General features: G+C 68.0%; 17 protein-coding genes and 2 riboswitches. Of the genes, 9 read left to right on the top strand and 8 right to left on the bottom strand.

What is annotated here, in order from left to right:
• The first annotated feature begins 88 nt into the window (after positions 1-88).
• From aspS to ACTTAG_RS02815, 4 genes are all read left to right on the top strand, one after another.
• Positions 89-2,077: an aspartate--tRNA ligase gene (gene aspS / locus ACTTAG_RS02800; protein WP_444464088.1), complete on the top strand. Its 1,989-nt coding sequence runs from the start codon at positions 89-91 to the stop codon at positions 2,075-2,077.
• Positions 2,078-2,176: 99 nt separating this feature from the next.
• Positions 2,177-2,416 carry a hypothetical protein gene (locus tag ACTTAG_RS02805; RefSeq protein ID WP_444464089.1) on the top strand — a complete coding sequence of 80 codons (240 nt, stop codon included), beginning with the start codon at positions 2,177-2,179 and terminating at the stop codon, positions 2,414-2,416.
• A gap of 17 nt (positions 2,417-2,433) precedes the next feature.
• Positions 2,434-3,552: a DUF1800 domain-containing protein gene (locus tag ACTTAG_RS02810; RefSeq protein ID WP_444464090.1), complete on the top strand. Its 1,119-nt coding sequence runs from the start codon at positions 2,434-2,436 to the stop codon at positions 3,550-3,552.
• A 4-nt stretch (positions 3,553-3,556) separates the two neighbouring features.
• Positions 3,557-4,783: a DUF1501 domain-containing protein gene (locus tag ACTTAG_RS02815; protein ID WP_444464091.1), complete on the top strand. Its 1,227-nt coding sequence runs from the start codon at positions 3,557-3,559 to the stop codon at positions 4,781-4,783.
• Here the strand turns inward: ACTTAG_RS02815 and ACTTAG_RS02820 are convergent, their stop codons facing one another.
• Positions 4,784-4,918: a hypothetical protein gene (locus ACTTAG_RS02820; RefSeq protein ID WP_444464092.1), complete on the bottom strand. Its 135-nt coding sequence runs from the start codon at positions 4,916-4,918 to the stop codon at positions 4,784-4,786.
• Between the two features lie 135 nt (positions 4,919-5,053).
• Here ACTTAG_RS02820 and ACTTAG_RS02825 point away from each other — a divergent pair, with 135 nt between their 5' ends.
• Complete coding sequence (locus tag ACTTAG_RS02825) at positions 5,054-5,764, top strand: GNAT family N-acetyltransferase (protein WP_444464093.1); 711 nt, start codon at positions 5,054-5,056, stop codon at positions 5,762-5,764.
• A gap of 91 nt (positions 5,765-5,855) precedes the next feature.
• Here ACTTAG_RS02825 and ACTTAG_RS02830 read toward each other — a convergent pair whose 3' ends face one another.
• Complete coding sequence (locus ACTTAG_RS02830; RefSeq protein ID WP_444464094.1) at positions 5,856-6,566, bottom strand: response regulator; 711 nt, start codon at positions 6,564-6,566, stop codon at positions 5,856-5,858.
• A 141-nt stretch (positions 6,567-6,707) separates the two neighbouring features.
• Between ACTTAG_RS02830 and mce the strand changes: the two genes are divergently transcribed.
• On the top strand, positions 6,708-7,112 hold the full coding sequence (gene mce, locus ACTTAG_RS02835; RefSeq protein WP_444464095.1) for a methylmalonyl-CoA epimerase: 405 nt from the start codon (positions 6,708-6,710) through the stop codon (positions 7,110-7,112).
• An 18-nt stretch (positions 7,113-7,130) separates the two neighbouring features.
• On the opposite strand, the gene ACTTAG_RS02840 is transcribed toward mce, so the two are convergent.
• Together ACTTAG_RS02840 and ACTTAG_RS02845 are read right to left on the bottom strand one after the other, a co-directional pair.
• The gene (locus tag ACTTAG_RS02840) at positions 7,131-7,820 is read right to left on the bottom strand and encodes an EI24 domain-containing protein (protein WP_444464096.1); all 690 of its coding nucleotides are present in this window, start codon (positions 7,818-7,820) and stop codon (positions 7,131-7,133) included.
• Positions 7,817-8,422, bottom strand: a complete 606-nt coding sequence (locus ACTTAG_RS02845; protein WP_444464097.1) for a nitroreductase family protein — start codon at positions 8,420-8,422, stop codon at positions 7,817-7,819. The genes ACTTAG_RS02840 and ACTTAG_RS02845 overlap by 4 nt, the downstream gene beginning before the upstream one ends.
• Positions 8,423-8,515: 93 nt before the next feature.
• Here ACTTAG_RS02845 and ACTTAG_RS02850 point away from each other — a divergent pair, with 93 nt between their 5' ends.
• Complete coding sequence (locus tag ACTTAG_RS02850; protein ID WP_444464098.1) at positions 8,516-8,764, top strand: DUF167 domain-containing protein; 249 nt, start codon at positions 8,516-8,518, stop codon at positions 8,762-8,764.
• 69 nt (positions 8,765-8,833) lie between these two features.
• On the opposite strand, the gene ACTTAG_RS02855 is transcribed toward ACTTAG_RS02850, so the two are convergent.
• From ACTTAG_RS02855 to ACTTAG_RS02870, 4 genes are read right to left on the bottom strand one after another with little or no spacing between them, the layout of a single operon-like run.
• Positions 8,834-9,568, bottom strand: a complete 735-nt coding sequence (locus ACTTAG_RS02855; protein WP_444464099.1) for an ABC transporter ATP-binding protein — start codon at positions 9,566-9,568, stop codon at positions 8,834-8,836.
• Positions 9,565-10,551 carry a FecCD family ABC transporter permease gene (locus ACTTAG_RS02860; RefSeq protein WP_444464100.1) on the bottom strand — a complete coding sequence of 329 codons (987 nt, stop codon included), beginning with the start codon at positions 10,549-10,551 and terminating at the stop codon, positions 9,565-9,567. The genes ACTTAG_RS02855 and ACTTAG_RS02860 overlap by 4 nt, the downstream gene beginning before the upstream one ends.
• Complete coding sequence (locus ACTTAG_RS02865; RefSeq protein WP_444464101.1) at positions 10,548-11,405, bottom strand: ABC transporter substrate-binding protein; 858 nt, start codon at positions 11,403-11,405, stop codon at positions 10,548-10,550. Before ACTTAG_RS02865 ends, ACTTAG_RS02860 begins: the two co-directional genes overlap by 4 nt.
• Before the next feature lie 50 nt (positions 11,406-11,455).
• Positions 11,456-13,309 (bottom strand): TonB-dependent receptor plug domain-containing protein, encoded by a 1,854-nt coding sequence (locus ACTTAG_RS02870; RefSeq protein ID WP_444464102.1) that lies wholly within the window; start codon positions 13,307-13,309, stop codon positions 11,456-11,458.
• Positions 13,310-13,438: 129 nt separating this feature from the next.
• A riboswitch (cobalamin riboswitch) is annotated at positions 13,439-13,633 on the bottom strand.
• Positions 13,634-13,847: 214 nt separating this feature from the next.
• Positions 13,848-14,034: riboswitch (cobalamin riboswitch) on the top strand.
• A gap of 176 nt (positions 14,035-14,210) precedes the next feature.
• Between ACTTAG_RS02870 and ACTTAG_RS02875 the strand changes: the two genes are divergently transcribed.
• Positions 14,211-14,570, top strand: a complete 360-nt coding sequence (locus ACTTAG_RS02875; RefSeq protein WP_444464103.1) for a hypothetical protein — start codon at positions 14,211-14,213, stop codon at positions 14,568-14,570.
• Positions 14,571-14,602: 32 nt separating this feature from the next.
• Entirely contained in the window at positions 14,603-16,174 is a 1,572-nt protein-coding gene (locus tag ACTTAG_RS02880) for a cobyric acid synthase (protein WP_444464104.1), read from the top strand.
• Positions 16,175-16,224 lie beyond the last annotated feature (50 nt).

Genomic DNA, 16,224 nt, shown 5'->3' on the forward strand with positions numbered 1-16,224 from the left:
CCGCGGCCGCGGGCAGGGTGGCTTGACTTTGCCCGGCCTTCGCGGTTGATCGGGCGTCGATACGACAAGCCCGGGAAAGGGGAGAGTGATGCACGCCTATCGCAGCCATACCTGCGCCGCCCTCAGCGCCGCGAATGCGGGTGAGGAAGTTCGTCTGTCCGGCTGGGTGCATCGGGTGCGCGATCACGGCGGCGTGCTGTTCATCGACCTGCGCGACCATTACGGCATCACGCAGATCCTGTGCGACGGCGACAGCCCGGCCTTTGCGGCGCTGGAAAAGGTCCGCGCCGAATGGGTGATCCGCATCGACGGCAAGGTGAAGCTGCGCGACGCTTCGCTGGTGAATGCCAGGATCCCGACCGGCGAAATCGAAGTCTATGTCAAGGATGTGGAAGTTCTGGGCGCGGTCGAGGGCGATCTGCCGGTGCAGGTCTTCGGCGAGCCGGACTATCCCGAAGAAACCCGCCTGACCTATCGCTTCCTTGACCTGCGCCGCGACAGCCTGCATCAGAACATGATGCTGCGTTCGCATGTGGTGCGCAGCTTGCGCAACCGGATGTGGGACCGCGGCTTCACCGAGTTTCAGACGCCGATCATCACGGCTTCCTCGCCCGAAGGGGCGCGAGATTTCCTCGTGCCGTCGCGGCTGCATCCGGGCAAGTTCTACGCCCTGCCGCAGGCGCCGCAGCAGTTCAAGCAGCTGATCATGGTGGCGGGCTTTGACCGCTACTTCCAGATCGCGCCCTGTTTCCGCGACGAAGACCCCCGCGCCGACCGCAGCCCGACCGACTTCTATCAGCTCGACATCGAGATGAGCTTCGTGAAGCAGGAAGACGTGTTTGCCGCGGTGCAGCCGGTCATTCAGGGTCTTTTCGAGGAATTCGGAAAAGGCAAAAAGGTCGATCCGAACTGGCCGCTGATCGCCTATCGCGATGCGCTGCTGTGGTATGGCTCGGACAAGCCCGACCTGCGCAACCCGATCAAGATGGCCGATGTGTCGGAACACTTCAAGGATTCCGGCTTTGCGATTTTTGCGAAACTTCTGGAAAATGAAGGCACCGAGGTTCGGGCGATCCCGGCCCCCACCGGCGGCTCGCGCAAATTCTGCGACCGGATGAACGCTTTTGCGCAAGCGAACGGGCTGCCGGGCATGGGCTATATCTTCTGGCGAGAGATCAAGAACCCTAATTGGGATCCTCAAGTTTACGAGCAGCTTCTCGGTTGGATCGAAAGCAAAGAGGTTGATGAAGGCCTGTTAAACGCGATGCTGTCGGGCGATGTCGTCTCCGCTAAAGATACCTTGCAAGAGATCTGCAATCTGATCCGTACTGGTGATGGTTTGGACCTTCAGATCGCACAATCCTTGGCCGATGAAACCTATGCGCGGAAGGAAATCACCGAAGCCGCCGGTCCGATCGCGAAAGCCCTTGGGCCGGAGCGCACCGAAGCCATTCGCACGCAGCTTTCGCTGAACGAGGGCGATGCCGTCTTCTTCCTGGGCGGCAAGGCGGAACAATTCGAATCCGTCGCGGGCAAGGCCCGCAACGAGATCGGCCGCGAGCTGGGCCTGACCGAGACCGACACCTTCCGCTTCGCCTGGATCGTCGATTTCCCGATGTACGAGAAGACCGACGAGGGCAAGATCGACTTCAGCCACAACCCGTTCTCGATGCCGCAAGGGGGCCTTGAGGCGCTGATGGGCGATCCGCTCAAGGTCTATGCCTATCAATATGACCTCGCCTGCAACGGCTACGAACTGGTCTCGGGCGGCATCCGCAACCACCGCCCCGACATCATGTTCAAGGCGTTTGAGCTGGCGGGCTACCCCAAGGAAGAGGTCGAGAAACGCTTCGGCGGCATGGTCAAGGCCTTCCGTTACGGCGCCCCCCCCCACGGCGGCTGTGCGGCGGGCATCGACCGGATCGTGATGCTTCTGGCCGATACGGCGAACATCCGCGAAGTCATCATGTTCCCGATGAACCAGCGCGCCGAAGACCTGATGATGGGGGCGCCCAGCGAGCCCACCAACGAACAGCTGCGCGAATTGCGGCTGCGGGTGCTGCCCAAGGACGCGTGATCCTCACGAAAGCGTGAGTGAAAGGATGCCGAAGGTGACGACGGCATCCTTTCGTTTGCGCGTAACATCCTGCGCAATCTTCTTCGGGCGGAGGGCAGGATGGAGTTTTCGCAACTGGCGCAGGTGCGGTTCGGCTTTGGCCCCGCGCCGGGCAGGCCCGGTCCCGCCGATGCCGAAACGATGCTGGCCCGTCTGGCCGGCCCCGATGATCTGGCTGCCCGCTGGCCGGGGCTGAGCCTTGATCAGGCGCTGGCCGCGGCGCGGGGAGTATCGCACGGCGCTGAAAGCCTCCCAAACACGCTGAAAAGGCCGGGCAGGCGGCGGCCGAGGCGGCGCTGACGGCGCAAAAGCAGCGGGTGAATGCGCTCTTGCTGGAGGATCTGCGCCTGTCGCTGGCCCGGGCGGTCGAGGCGCCGGACGGCTTTCGCGAAAGGCTCTGGGCGTTCTGGCGCGACCATTTCACCGTGATCGCGAAGCGGCGTCAGGATGTCGGCCTGTCCTGCGCGCACGGCGCCGCGCTGCGCCCCCATATCACCGGCAATTTCAAGACCTTGCTGCGGGTGGCGGTGACCCATCCGATGATGCTGATCTATCTGGACCAGACCTATTCGGTCGGGCCGAATTCGCGGCGCGCGCAAAAGCGCCCCGGGCTGGGGCTGAACGAGAACCTGGCCCGCGAGGTGATGGAGCTGCACACTCTGGGCGTGGGCGGCAGCTATACCCAGGCCGATGTGCGGCAACTGGCCGAGCTGTTCACCGGCATGCAGGCGGATTCGGGCGAGGACTTCGCCTTTGCCCCGAACCTGGCCGAACCGGGCGCGGAAACGGTTCTGGGCAAAAGCTATGGCGGCGACCCGGCCCGGCTGGAAGATATCCATGCGGTGCTGGATGCGCTGGCGCTGCATCCCGACACGGCGCGGCATCTGGCGCGGAAACTCGCGGTGCATTTCGTCGGCCCCGACCCCGATCCGGCGCTGGTGAGCGCGATGTCCGAAGCCTATGCCGCGGCGGGGGGCGCCTTGATGCCGGTCTATCGGGTGCTGCTGACCCATCCGGCGGCGCTGCGCCCGCAATTTCTCAAGGTCCGTCAACCCTTTGACCATGTCGCCACCGGGCTGCGGGCTTTGGGGCTGGATGGCGCGGCGGTGATGGCGCGCAAGGACAAGGACATCCGGGCCGTCGCGGCCGGGCCGATGCGGGCGATGGGGCAGCGCTGGCTGGTGGCGAATGGCCCCGACGGCTGGCCCGAGGCGGCGGAAGACTGGATCTCGCCGCAGCAGCTTTCGGCGCGGATCAACTGGGCGCTGCGGGCGCCGCAGCAGCTGGACGCCCGACCCGAAGACCCGATGGCCTTTGCAAAAGTCGCGCTGGGGCCGCGTCTGTCGCCCGCACTGGCGCAGGCGGTGCCGCGGGCGGAAACCCGGGCCGAGGCCGTGGCGCTGGTGCTGGCCTCGGTCGAATTCATGAGGAGATGAACCGATGCTGACACGGCGTTTCTTTTTGCAAGGCGCGATGGTGGCGGGCTGTTCGGCGGCGGCACATCCCTTGATGAACACGGTCACCTTTGCCGCGGTGCCGGGCGACCGGCGGCTGGTGGTGATCATCCTGCGCGGCGGCATGGACGGGCTTGGCATCGTGCAACCCTATGGCGATCCGCGGCTGGCCGGGCTGCGCCCGGGCTTTGCGATCGGGCCGCAGGCGGGGGCGGCGGATCTGGACGGGTTCTTCGCGCTGCATCCGCTTCTGGTGCCCGCGCTGATGCCGATGTGGGCGGCGGGCGAGCTGGGCTTTGCCCATGCCGTTTCCACCCCCTACCGCGACAAGCGCAGCCATTTCGACGGCCAGGATATGCTGGAAGCCGGGACCGGCATGGATGTGCCCGGCGCGATGATCCGCGATGGCTGGCTGAACCGGCTGCTGCAGACCCTGCCCGGGGCCATGGCCGAGACCGCCTATTCGGTCGGCGAGGAGGAGCTGCGCCTGCTGTCGGGCGCGGCGCCGACGATGTCCTGGACGCCCGAGGCCTGGCTTGGCCTGTCCTCGCAGGGGCGGCGGCTGCTGGAAACGATCTATCACGACGACCCGCTGTTTCGCGATGCGGCGGCCGATGCGCTGGTGATGACCGCCGCCGAAGCGGGCACCGGGGACATGGCCGAAGACGATCCGGCCGAGACCCGGCGCCGTCCGAAAAAGCCCGAGGTCACGAAGGTGCCCGGGCGCGATCCTCTGGCCGCCTTTGCCGCGGCGCGGCTGCGCGGCGCGGCGCGGATCGCCGCCTTTTCGCTGAACGGTTGGGACACGCACCGCGGTCAGGACGCCGCGCTGCGCCGCCCGGCCAACCAGCTGGCGGCGATGCTGACGACGCTGAAGGCGGATCTGGGTCCGGTCTGGGGGAAAACGCTGGTGCTGGCGATGACGGAATTCGGCCGCACCGCGCGGCAGAACGGCACCGCGGGGACCGATCACGGCACCGGGGGCGCGATGGTGATGGCGGGCGGCGCGCTGAAGGGGGGCAAGGTCTATGGCACATGGCCCGGTCTGGCCGAGGCCGATCTTTACGCCGGGCGCGATCTGATGCCGACGGCCGATCTGCGCGCCTATGGCGCCTGGGCGCTGGCGGGGCTCTTCGGCACGCCGCGCGAGATGCTGGAACGGTCGATCTTCCCGGGGCTCGACATGGGCGCGGACCCGCGCTTTCTGGCCTGATCAGGCGAAAAAGGCGGTCCAGGCGGTGCCACCGATGGCGACGGCCAGGCTTGCCGCCCCAAGGCTGAAGCTCGTCCAATGCGCGGCGTCGATCAGGCGCTGGTCGGTCAGAAGGCGAAGGGTCCGGGCTTTCATGGCGATCCTCTGGCAGGGGAACCTTGCCAGACTTGCCGCCGATTGCGGCAGGATCAGGGAAGCAATGGTGCCTTTGCGGGGCAATTGCGCCGCCGCCCCGGGACGGCTAGCCTGCCCCGAAAGGGGAGGGTGAGCATGAAGAAATTTGGCGAAGCGGTGGGCGGCTGGAAGGCGCCGCGTTTTCCCGATGCACAGGTGATCGAGGGCCGGGCCTGCCGGTTGGAGCGGCTCGAGGAACGCCATGCCGATGCGCTGTTTCGCGCCAACAGCGAAGATGACGCGATCTGGGATTACCTGCCCTATGGGCCGTTCCCCTCCGAGGCGGGCTATATCCGCTGGGTGGGCGACATGGCGGCCTCGCAGGATCCCTTGTTCTATGCGGTGGTCGAAAAGGAGACGGGGCTCGCCTCGGGGGTGATGTCCTATCTGCGAATCACCCCGGAGATGGGGGTGATCGAACTTGGTCACATCAACCTGTCCCGCCGGCTCTCGCGCTCGACCGCGGCGACCGAGGCGATGATCCTGATGATGTCCTGGGCCTTCCGGGCGGGCTATCGGCGGTTTGAATGGAAATGCGACGCGCTCAACATTCCCTCGCGCCGGGCGGCCGAACGGCTGGGGCTGAGCTACGAGGGCACCTTCCGGCAAGCGGCGATCGTCAAGGGGCGCAACCGCGACACCGCCTGGTTTGCCGCCACCGACAAGGATTGGCCGGGTCTGCAGGAGGCCTATGAGGCCTGGCTGTCGCCCTCGAATTTCGATGCCAGGGGGCACCAGATCGAACGTCTGTCGGATCTCACGCGACTGGTGCGGGTGGCGTCGGACCCGGTGCTGGCCGGGCAGTAAGGCTTTGCGTATTTGAGCCAAGAAAAAGCTGCGGGTTTCTTCTTGGTCCAAATACGCCCTTGTCCCGATCCATCCGGGGCGCGCGGCGGTGTCAGAACCCCGAGGCCGCCGCCAGACGGGCTTGCACGATGCCGGTCAGGCGCGAGATCGCCGCCGGGGTCGGCGCAGTCTTGCCGCCCAGCGCCGAGGCCGCCGATTCGAGATCGCCGTCATGGGCCGAGCGCGCCACCCCGGCCAGGAATTGCGCCACATAGCCCAGCGCCGCGCCATCGGGACCGGCGGCCAGAACCTCGGCCACATGGTTCAGATCGTCGCGCAGGGCCAGCGGATCGGGCGAGACCTTGTCGTCATTCATCGGCCGCACCCCGGCCGGGCGCACATCGGGCGGCAGGACCGAGAGCACCCGAGCCTGAAAGGCGACAAGCGAATCGAGCGGTTTTTCCATGAAGGCATCCGCCCCCGCCACCATCGCGTCGGCCATCATGCCGGGATCGCCCGAAAGCCCGATCACCGCGGGGCTGCCGGGGCCGCCCGCCTTGATGTGGCGGATCAGATCGGCGCCCGAGCCATCGGGCAAGCCCATGTCCACCACCACCACATTCGGCCGATAGGTGGCCAGATGCCGATGCGCCGAGCGCAGGCAATCGGCGCGGCGGATCCGCGCCCCCGAACGCAGGCACAAAAGCCGCACCGCTTCGGAGGCGAAGCGGCTGTCTTCGACCAGAAGCACGGTCAGCCCCAGAAGCGGGCGTTCCGCGGTGGCGGGTCGGCAGGCAAGGAAAGAATTCAGATCGTCGGTCATGGCGCCACCCTGGCAGAGGAATTGCGGTTCCATCAGTTAACGGTGCATTTGCCTAACGTCGGGTTAACGCAAACAGCGAAAGCCGTGCTTGCATCGCGGTTTTCGCCCCCCTATGCGAAGAAAAGCAAAGGGAGGCCCACCATGATCGGACGTCTGAACCATGTCGCCATCGCCGTGCCGGATCTTGCGGCGGCGTCGGCGCAATATGCCAACACGCTCGGCGCAAAAGTGAATCCGCCGCAGGACGAGCCGGACCACGGCGTGACCGTGGTCTTCATCGAACTGCCCAACACCAAGATCGAGCTTCTTTACCCTTTGGGGGAAAACAGCCCGATCCGGGGCTTTCTGGACAAGAATCCCTCGGGCGGCATTCATCACATGTGCTTCGAGGTCGAAGATATCCTGGCCGCGCGCGACAAGCTCAAGGCCGAGGGTGCGCGGGTGCTTGGCACGGGCGAGCCGAAGATCGGCGCGCATGGCAAGCCCGTGCTCTTCCTGCATCCCAAGGACTTCAATGGCTGCCTGATCGAGCTCGAGCAGGTGTAAGCCTTTCGGCTGGCGCGGTTACCGCTGCGCCAGCCGGTGAAACAGATGGGTGAAGGCGGCAGCGCCCACCACCGGCACGGCCAGGTTCAGCACCGGCACCGTCAGCGGCAGCGCCATCAGCGCACCCGAGGCCCAGATCGTGCCCTTGTTGGCGGCATAAAGCGCCCGCGCCTCGGCCCGGCCCATGCGCCGCACCGCCGCCATCTGGAAATATTCGCGGCCAAGCAGATAGCCGTTCAGCGCGAAGAAAACGACGGGAGCCAAGGGCCCGACAAACAGATAGACGATCAGCGCCAGAAAGTTCGCCCCCAGCACGACGCCGAAAAACCGCAGGCTGTCGCCCAGCGTCTCCGACAGGCTCAGCCGGCGCACCGGCGGCAGGCCGGGGTAATGATGGCGCTCGACCAGATCGGCGACCTCGTCCAGAAAGAAGCCGGTGAAGATCGAGGCCACCGGCACCATCAGGAAGATCGAGGCGATCAGCATCACGCCGATCGAGGCGATCGACAGCGCCGGGTCGATCCAGCCGATCTCGCCGAAGAAGGGCAGGGTGATCGTGTCGGGGATGACCCAGCCGATCAGCTCAAAGAGGCCGAACCAGACGACCAGCAGCAGCACAATCGCAAGGCCGATGCCCTTGAGCAGCACTTTCAGCGCGCCGGGACGGGCCAGATCGGCCCAGCCGCGCAGGAAGATATCGAAGATCATGCGGTCACCCATGTGATGAGACTGTCAAGATCGGGGCGGGGCCGTTCCGGCGGCACCGCGGTCTCGGTGCCGATATGGATCAGCCCCGCGACCCATTCGCCGGGGGCAAGCCCCAGCGCCGGGGCGGCAAAGCGCAGATCATGCGCCACCCAGCCGGTGAGCCAGGCCGCCCCCCAGCCCGCCGCCAGCGCGGCATTCACCAGCTGCATCCCCGCGGCGCCGACCGACAGGGTCTGTTCGATCGCCGGGATCTTGTCTGTCGGCCGCGGCACGGCGACCAGCGCGACGCAAAGCGGGCTTTGCACGAATTGCGAGACCCCCTTGGCCGCGACCTCCTCGGGCAGCAGATGGGTGGCGGCAAAGACCGCGGCTTCATCCGCCAGCCGTTCCAGCGCCGGTTTTTCCAGCACGATGAAGCGCCAGGGCTCCAGCTTGCCATGATCGGGCACGCGCGCGGCGATGCTCAGGATCTCGCGCAGCGCGGCGCGGTCGGGCGCCGGGGCAGCGAGCAGCTTCGGCGGCCGCGAGCGCCGGGTGGAAAGGAAGGTGAGGGTCGTCTCGTCGCGCAAGGCGGGGTTGACGGTGCCGGGGGGAATATCCATCGCGCATCTCCTGTCTGGGGAAGATATCGGCGGCGGCGGGCGCGATTGCAAGCGCAGGACTTGCCCGGCGCTGCAGAGGCGGTAGAAGGGGGCATGACGGATCTGAGCCATCTTGCGCAACCGGGCGCGGAAATCGCGCTGCGGGTGACGCCCAAGGCCTCGCGCAACGAGATCGTGGCGGCCGAGGACGGGTTGCGCGCCTATGTGACGGTGGTGCCCGAGGGCGGCAAGGCCAATGCGGCGGTCGTCAAGCTGCTGGCAAAAGCGCTGGGCGTGGCGAAGACCCGGCTGACCCTGATCCGGGGAGAGACCGCGCGCGACAAGGTGTTTCGTCTCGATTGAGGCGGTCCGGGCAGGGGGCGCAGGTCCGCCCCGCTTGCGCCTTGGGTGCGGGACGGATCGCAAGGCCCGTCATGGCGCAACCCCTTCGAGCGGTTGCACGATCAGCCCGGCCTCGGTTTCGGCCAGATGGCAGCGGATGGCAAAGACCTGTTCAAGCAGATCGGGGGTGAGGACGGCGCGGGGCGGGCCGTCGGCGACGATCCGGCCCTGATGCAGCACCAGAAGGCGGGTGCAGAACCGCGCGGCCAGGCCCAGATCGTGGAGCGAGGCGACGGCGGCGCGGCCCTCGGACGCAAGCTCGCGCAGAACCGTCATGCAGGCGATCTGATGCGCCGGGTCCAGCCCCGCGATCGGCTCGTCGGCGAGCATGAGCGGCGTGTCCTGCGCCAAGGCCCGGGCGATCAGCACCCGCGCCTGCTCGCCGCCCGAAAGTGCGGTGGCCGGGCGGTCGGCAAGGGCCGTCACATCCATCCGGGCCAGGGCATGCGCGACCTGCGGGGCGTCCTCGCGCCCGTTCTGTGCCAGCGCGACCAGCGCCGCGACGCGCAGCCCCCAGGCGATCTCGCGCGCCTGCGGCAGCCAGGCGGCGGCGCGGGCGCGGGGGACGGGCGAGAGCCGGGCGAGCGAGGAGACCCCCGCAGCCGGGATCAGCCCGAGGCCCGCGCGCAGAAGCGTCGATTTCCCCGCGCCATTCGGACCGATCAGGCCGATGAACTCGCCCGGCTCCACCCGCAGGTTGGCGGGATGCAATGTGATACGGCCGGCCCGCGTCACGCTCAGATGTTCAAGGCTCATCAGGGTCATGGCTGGCCTCGCATCCGCCAGATCAGGTTCAGGAACACCGGCGCGCCGACGAGCGCCATCAGAACGCCCAGTTTCAGATCCTGCCCCGGCAAGACCTTGCGCACTGCGATATCGGCGATCAGCACCAGCACCGCGCCGCCCAAAGCCGCCGCGGGAAGAAGTCGCGCGGGGCTGGCGCCGACGAGCGGGCGCAACAGATGCGGCACGACAAGGCCGACGAACCCCACCGTGCCCGCCACCGCCGTTGCCGCGCCGACCGAGGCCGCTGTGCCCAGGATCACCGCAAGCCGCAGCCGGATCAGGTCGATGCCCATCGAGGCGGCGGCGTCCTCGCCCAAGGTCAGGGCGTCGAGGCCGCGCCCGGAGCGGGCCAGCAGCCAGCCCCCAAGCGCCATGAAGGGCGCGGCGATGGCGACATGGGTGAAGGAGCAATCGGCGAGCGAGCCCATCATCCAGAACACGATATCCTGCGCGGCAAAAGGGTTGGGCGAGAGGTTGAGCACCAGCGAGGTCAGCGCCGAGGCCAGCGCCGACAAAGCGATCCCGGCAAGGATCAAGGCCAGCGTGCCGCCGCCGCGCCCGGCCAGAAACAGGATCGCGCCCACGCCCAGAAGCGCGCCCAGAAGGGCTGCCAGTGGCAGGGCGAGGGCGAAGCTGGCGGCGAGCCCCGTCTGCAGCGCGATCACCGCGCCAAGGGCTGCCGAGGCGGAAATGCCGATCACGCCCGGCTCGGCCATCGGGTTGCGCAAAAGCCCCTGCAGCGCCGCGCCGGAAAGGCCAAGGCTCGCCCCCACCATCGCGGCGAGGATCGCCCGCGGCAGGCGGATTTCGCGCATCACGAGACCCAAGGGCCCCTCGCCCCCGGTGATCAGCGCCTTGAGCGCCGTCAGCGGCGCGACCTCGGCCACGCCGGTCAGGAGCGAGGCGAGGACCAGCCCGACCAGCGCCAGACCAAGGCCGACATGCAGGTGTCTTTCCGTCATTTCATCGCCCTCAGCCGGTCTGTGGCATCAAGAACCGAGGGCAGACCGCAGATCCAATCGCGGTCCTCCAGCGCGGCGTGGGGGCCGGTCAGGGCCCGGAAGGCCGGATGGGTCAGCGGTTCCTCGGCGCGGGAATGACCCTTCCCGAGCCGCCCGGTCACCACCAGATCGGGCGCGGCCAGCACCAGCGCCTCGAGCGGCAGGGTGCTGCCCTGATCGCGCCCCATCCGGGCGGCAAGCGTGTCAAACCCGGCCGTGGTCAGGATCTCTCCGGCAAGGCTTTGGCGTCCCGACATGTAGCCCCGCGCCGACCAGGTGGCGGCGAGCGGACGCGGCCCGGGCAGGTTCTCGGCGCGGATCTGCGCCAGCCTTGCGGCAAAGGCGCGGGTCATCGCTGCGGCTTCGGCCTCGCGGCCCAGCAAGGCGCCCATCCGGGTGATGTCGGTTTGCATGTCGGCAAAGCTGTTGGCGGGCTCGAAGACCGCGACCGGGATGCCAAGGCGGCGCAGCATCGCCACGGTGGGCTGCGCGGTGTAGCGCCCGGCCAGCACGAGATCTGGATGCAGCAGGTAAACCTCCTCGGCCCGGCCGCGGTTGGTCGGCCAGGCTTGCGCGGCCTTTGCCATCACCGAGGCGGCGGGGTCCCGCGCCAGATGGGTGATCGAGACAAGCTGCCCCGGGGCGGCCAGCATCATCGCCAGCTGATCGGTGCAAAGATTGATCGACACGACGCGCAAAGGCGCCGCCGCAGCGGGCAGCGCCAGCGCGCACAGCAGCGCCAGCCCCGCGGCCCAAAGGCGCTGGCGCCGCCGCGCGGGCGGCCGGATCGGCAAAGGCCCTGCATGCACCGTCATCTTCTCCCGGTTCCGAAGGCGCCGGAGGGTCCGCCCCCGGCGCGGCATCGTCAGAATTTGCTCCGCACCCCGACGTAAAGCGACCGCCCCGGCTGACCGAAATTCCGCGCGGTCTGATAGCTTTCGTCGAACAGGTTCTCGACCCGCAGGGTGGCCTCGGCGCTTTCGGTCAGCGCATAGGACATCGACAGGGTCGCCACCGTGTAATCGGACATCTTCTGCTGCATCGTCGCATAGGGGAAGCTGGAATAATCCACGTATTCATCCCACAGACCGGCCACATGGGTGACGCTGAACCGGGCGTCGAGCCGCGCGCCGATCCGGCCATCGACGCCCAGCGTCAGGTTGTGCCGCGGCGCCCTTGCGCCCCGCCGCTCGGCCGTGCCCTCCCGCACCGTCACATCGGTATAGGCATAGGCGCCGAACAGCGACCAGTGCGCCCCGATCGCGGCCGTGCCCGCCAGCTCGATCCCCTTGCTTTTCGTCGTTCCGGCCTGCTGCACATAGGTAAAGCTGTTGCTGTCGAAGGTGATCTGATCCTCGACCCGGGTGTCAAAAAGCGTCGCCGAGATCGAGCCGCCCTCAAACAGCCGCTCGGCGCCGATTTCGAAGCTGCGGCTGGTTTCGGGCTGGAAGGTCGGCTTGCCGTAGCTGCTCCAGAGTTCATAGGGCGAGGGGGCGCGGAAGCCGGTGGCGGCGACGGCGCGCAGGACCCAGTCGGCATCCGGGCGCCAGGCCAGCGCCAGACGGCCGCTGTCATGGCCGCCAAAAAGGCTGTGATCGTCGTGGCGCAGCGCGAACGACAGATCCAGATCGGTCCGCGGCGACCAGAGCGCCTCGGCAAAGGCGGCACTGGTGCGGATGCCATGCGCCGTGGTGGACCAGGACGAGGCAACCGAGAAATCGTCCGCGCCATGTTCAAGGCCCCAGTTCAGCGACAGTGTGTCCAGCGCCGCCCAGCGACCGGCATAGGCAAGGGTGTCGCGGTCTGAAAGGAAATGGGTGTCGCTGCCGTATTCGTGGACATCGCGTTCGGTGCGGGCGCGGGCAAGGGACAGTTCATGCCAGACCGCGCCGGTGTCGAATTGCGCAAAGACCCGCCCGCCGCGCAGGCGGCCCTCGGCATGGTTGTCGGCATCGGCGCCAGTGTTGTCGAAGGCGACAGCCGTGTCCTGCAGCAGCGCCGCCGCCCCGATCGTCAGGCTTTCGGTCAGCGCATGGCGGGCGGTGGCGTTGATCCGGGTGCCGTTGAACCCGTCGGCCTCGGTGCCCTGCGCATAGGCCGAGATGCCATCGGTCACGGTGCGGCTGGCGGTCAGCGCCAGTTCGGTCCGGTCCGTCCTCAGCCCGACCGAGGCGCTGCCGCTGCGGGTGCCCTGCGCCCCCGCCTCCACCGAGGCCTGCCCCGAGGTGCCCTCGGTCTCGGGCTGCCAGCTGGTGATGTCGATCACGCCCGCCACCGCCTCCGAGCCGTAAAGCGCCGATTGCGCGCCACGCAGCACCTCGATGCGCGACAGGCCCGCGGTGGTCAGCCCGCCGAAGGAATAGGAGACCTGCGGGTTCGCGGCATCGGTGACGTTGATGCCGTCAATTCGGGTGCCCAGGTAATAGGCGGGCAGGCCGCGCACCCGCAGCGAGGTCTGGGTGCCCAGCCCGCCGTTTGCGCTTAATGTGATGCCGGGCAGCGTGGAGAGGTAATCGGCAAAGGCGAGCGGGGCCTTTTCGATCTCTTCGGCGGTGACGACGGTGACGGTCGCGCCGGTGCGGCTCAGCTTGACCGGCTCCGACGAGGCGGTGACGGTGATTGCATCAAGGGGGATGACCTCGTCTTCCTGCGCCAGCACGGGGGCGGCGACCGAGGCGAGGGCGGCAGAGACAAAGGCAAGACGCGAAAAACGCGGCATCGGACAGACCTTTTCCGTTCGGACCCGAAGGCCCGGCATGAGAGATGTCGCGGAAAAGCCAAGACTTTCCGCAGACGGCGACAGCTCACCTCTGCGGATCAAGCCGCTTCCGCAGCGCCCCACGCGCCCGGAAAGGGTGATGTCCAAGCAGGTCTCCTGGCTCACGGGTCTTCGCTTGGTCGGCCTTCCCGGGGAACCCCAGTGGCATGTCGACGTCGCTCGCCGCTCACAGTTGCGGGGGCAGCCACGGTCTGGGCCAGACGGCCGTTCCGTGTTCCCTTTCAATCCGACCCGCAGGCCGGAACTTGGACGGGGGGTAACCAAGTCGAAATCCGGCCGCCCGTCAAGCGGGCATTTTCCGGGGGGCGGGCGGGATCGCCCCCCTCGCGCGCGAAGGGGTTGTGCGTCTTGGCGCCAAGGCGCAGTCAGGCTGTGGTGACATGTCGCAGCGCGCGACCGGCCCTCCCACCGGCGGCTGCGCCGCGCGGGCGCGTCAATCTGCAAGCCTGCGGGGAATTGACAGTGCCCCGCCAAGCGCGCATCTTGCCCGCGCCTTGGTTCCGCGGCTGATCCCGCGGACGAAGAGGGAAGCCGGTGCAAGTCCGGCGCTGCCCCCGCAACTGTAAGCGGCAAGCCCCAAGCATGGCCACTGACCCAAGGGTCGGGAAGGCGCAAGGGGCGCTTGAGCCGCAAGCCAGGAGACCTGCCAGGCCAGAAACCATCCCGGGCGGCGGGCCCGGAGGCAGGGTGCCCCGGTCTGTCCGGGGCCTGTCCCCTTACCGCTTTCCGGCCCACTGCCACAGAAACGGTATGGAGCCGAAAGAGATGATTTTCCTTGCAGCCCCGCGCAGGGCGGGCGGCCCGGTTCGGGCGATCCCTGCAATCGACCCGCAGGCCCGTCATGGCTGACGGAGGAACCCCCGCCAAACTGCGCCTGCCCCGCGTCGTGCAGTGCAGCCCCTGCCGTCATTGCAACGCGCCCTGCGCCCCGGGCCTTGCCTTTCTGAGCCGTCTGGACGCCGCGATCGCCCTTGCCCCGGTGGGGGGCGAGTTCGAATTGATCGGCTCGGCCAGTCTTTGCTGCGGCACAAGGCTTTGCCCGGTGGTCTGGCGGGCGACCGCCGAGGGCACAAGGCTGTGGGGCGATGTCGCCCCCGAGGTGCCGGTGGCGGTGCTGCTCGGCTCGGGCAGCGGGGCGTATGTTCCTGTCGCCGCCGAGATCGTCACCGAGATCGCAACCGGGGCCGTGGCCCTGCACTGAGCCCCTTGACTGCCGCCTGAACGGACCCTGCAATGACCTTTTCGCTTCCCGACCCTGACCCGGTGCCGCCGCTGCCGGACCTTGATGTGCCGCTTCTGACGCCACCCCCGCCCCGTCGCGGCCGGGCGCTGATGATCCAGGGCACCAGTTCCGACGTCGGCAAAAGCCTCCTCGTCGCGGGTCTGTGCCGTGCCTATGCCCGGCGCGGGCTGAAAGTGGCGCCCTTCAAGGCGCAGAACATGTCGAACAATGCCGCCGTCACCGTGGACAGCGATCTGCCCCCCGGGCCGGAGGGCCCGCGGCGGGGCGAGATCGGCCGGGCGCAGGCCTTGCAAGCCCGGGCCGCCGGGTTGGCGCCCTCGATCCACATGAACCCGGTGCTTCTGAAGCCACAAGCCCTTGTCGGCGCGCAGGTGGTGCTGCGCGGCCGGCCCTTGGGCAACTGGCCCGCGCGGCATTACCACCATCTGAAACCCTTCCTGCTGCCTGCGGTGATCGACAGCTACCGCCGCGTCGCCGCCGAGGCCGATCTGGTGCTGGTCGAAGGGGCGGGGGCGGCAACCGAGACCTGGATCAAGCAGAGCGACATCACCAACATGCGGCTGGCCGAGGAGGCCGATCTGCCGGTGGTGCTTTTGACCGACAACGACCGCGGCGGCGCCTTGGCCGCGGTCGTGGGCAGCTGGATGTTGCATGACGAAGCCGAACGGGCGCGGATCAAGGGCATCTTACTCAACAAGTTCCGCGGCTATTTCTCGCTTTACGAACCCGCCTGCCGGACCATGAGCGAACTGACCGGCTGGCCTTTCCTTGGCGTCGCGCGCTGGTTCGAGGGCGCCGCACAACTTCCGGCCGAGGATGCGCTCGCGCTCGAACGCCCGGCCACGGGCGCGGGTGCGGGGCTGATCGTCGCCGTGCCGCATCTCGATGGCGTGGCGAATTTCGACGACCTCGACCCCTTGGGCGCCGAGCCCGGCGTCGATCTGCGCTGGGTCCGTCAGGGCCAGCCGATCCCGGCCGAGGCCGATGTGGTGCTGCTGCCGGGCTCGAAAACCACCCGTCAGGCGCTGGCCACGCTGCGCGCACAGGGCTGGGATGTGGACATCCGCGCGCATCTGCGTCGGGGTGGCCGGGTGGTGGGAATTTGCGCGGGTTTTCAGATGCTTGGCCATGTCGTGCGCGACCCGGACGGGATCGAAGGCCCGCCGGGCGAGACCGAGGGGCTGGGGCTGCTCGATCTGGAAACCGTGATGACGCGCGACAAGCTGCTGACCGAGGTTGAGACGACCGATACGCTCTCGGGGCAGGTTCTGCGCGGCTACGAGATGCACATGGGCCGCACCAGCGGGCCGGGGCTTGATCGGCCGTGGTTCCGGCTTGATGGCCGTCCCGAGGGTGCGGTCTCTGCCGATGGCCGGGTGATGGGCAGCTATCTGCACGGGCTCTTTGGCGCGGATGGCTTTCGCAGCCATTGGATCAGGGCGATGGGCGGGCGCGCCTCGGGGCTTGATCACGCGGTGCAGATCGAGGCGACGCTTGATGCCTTGGCCGATCAGCTCGAAGAAGACCTTGATCTCGATGCGCTTCTGGCGCTCGCCACATAAGGGCGCGGGGGACTTCCGCCGCCACTGGCTTTCGCAGCTTGGCAGCCCCG

The organism is Rhodobacter capsulatus, from assembly GCF_052363185.1.
Classification (GTDB): domain Bacteria; phylum Pseudomonadota; class Alphaproteobacteria; order Rhodobacterales; family Rhodobacteraceae; genus Rhodobacter; species Rhodobacter capsulatus_E.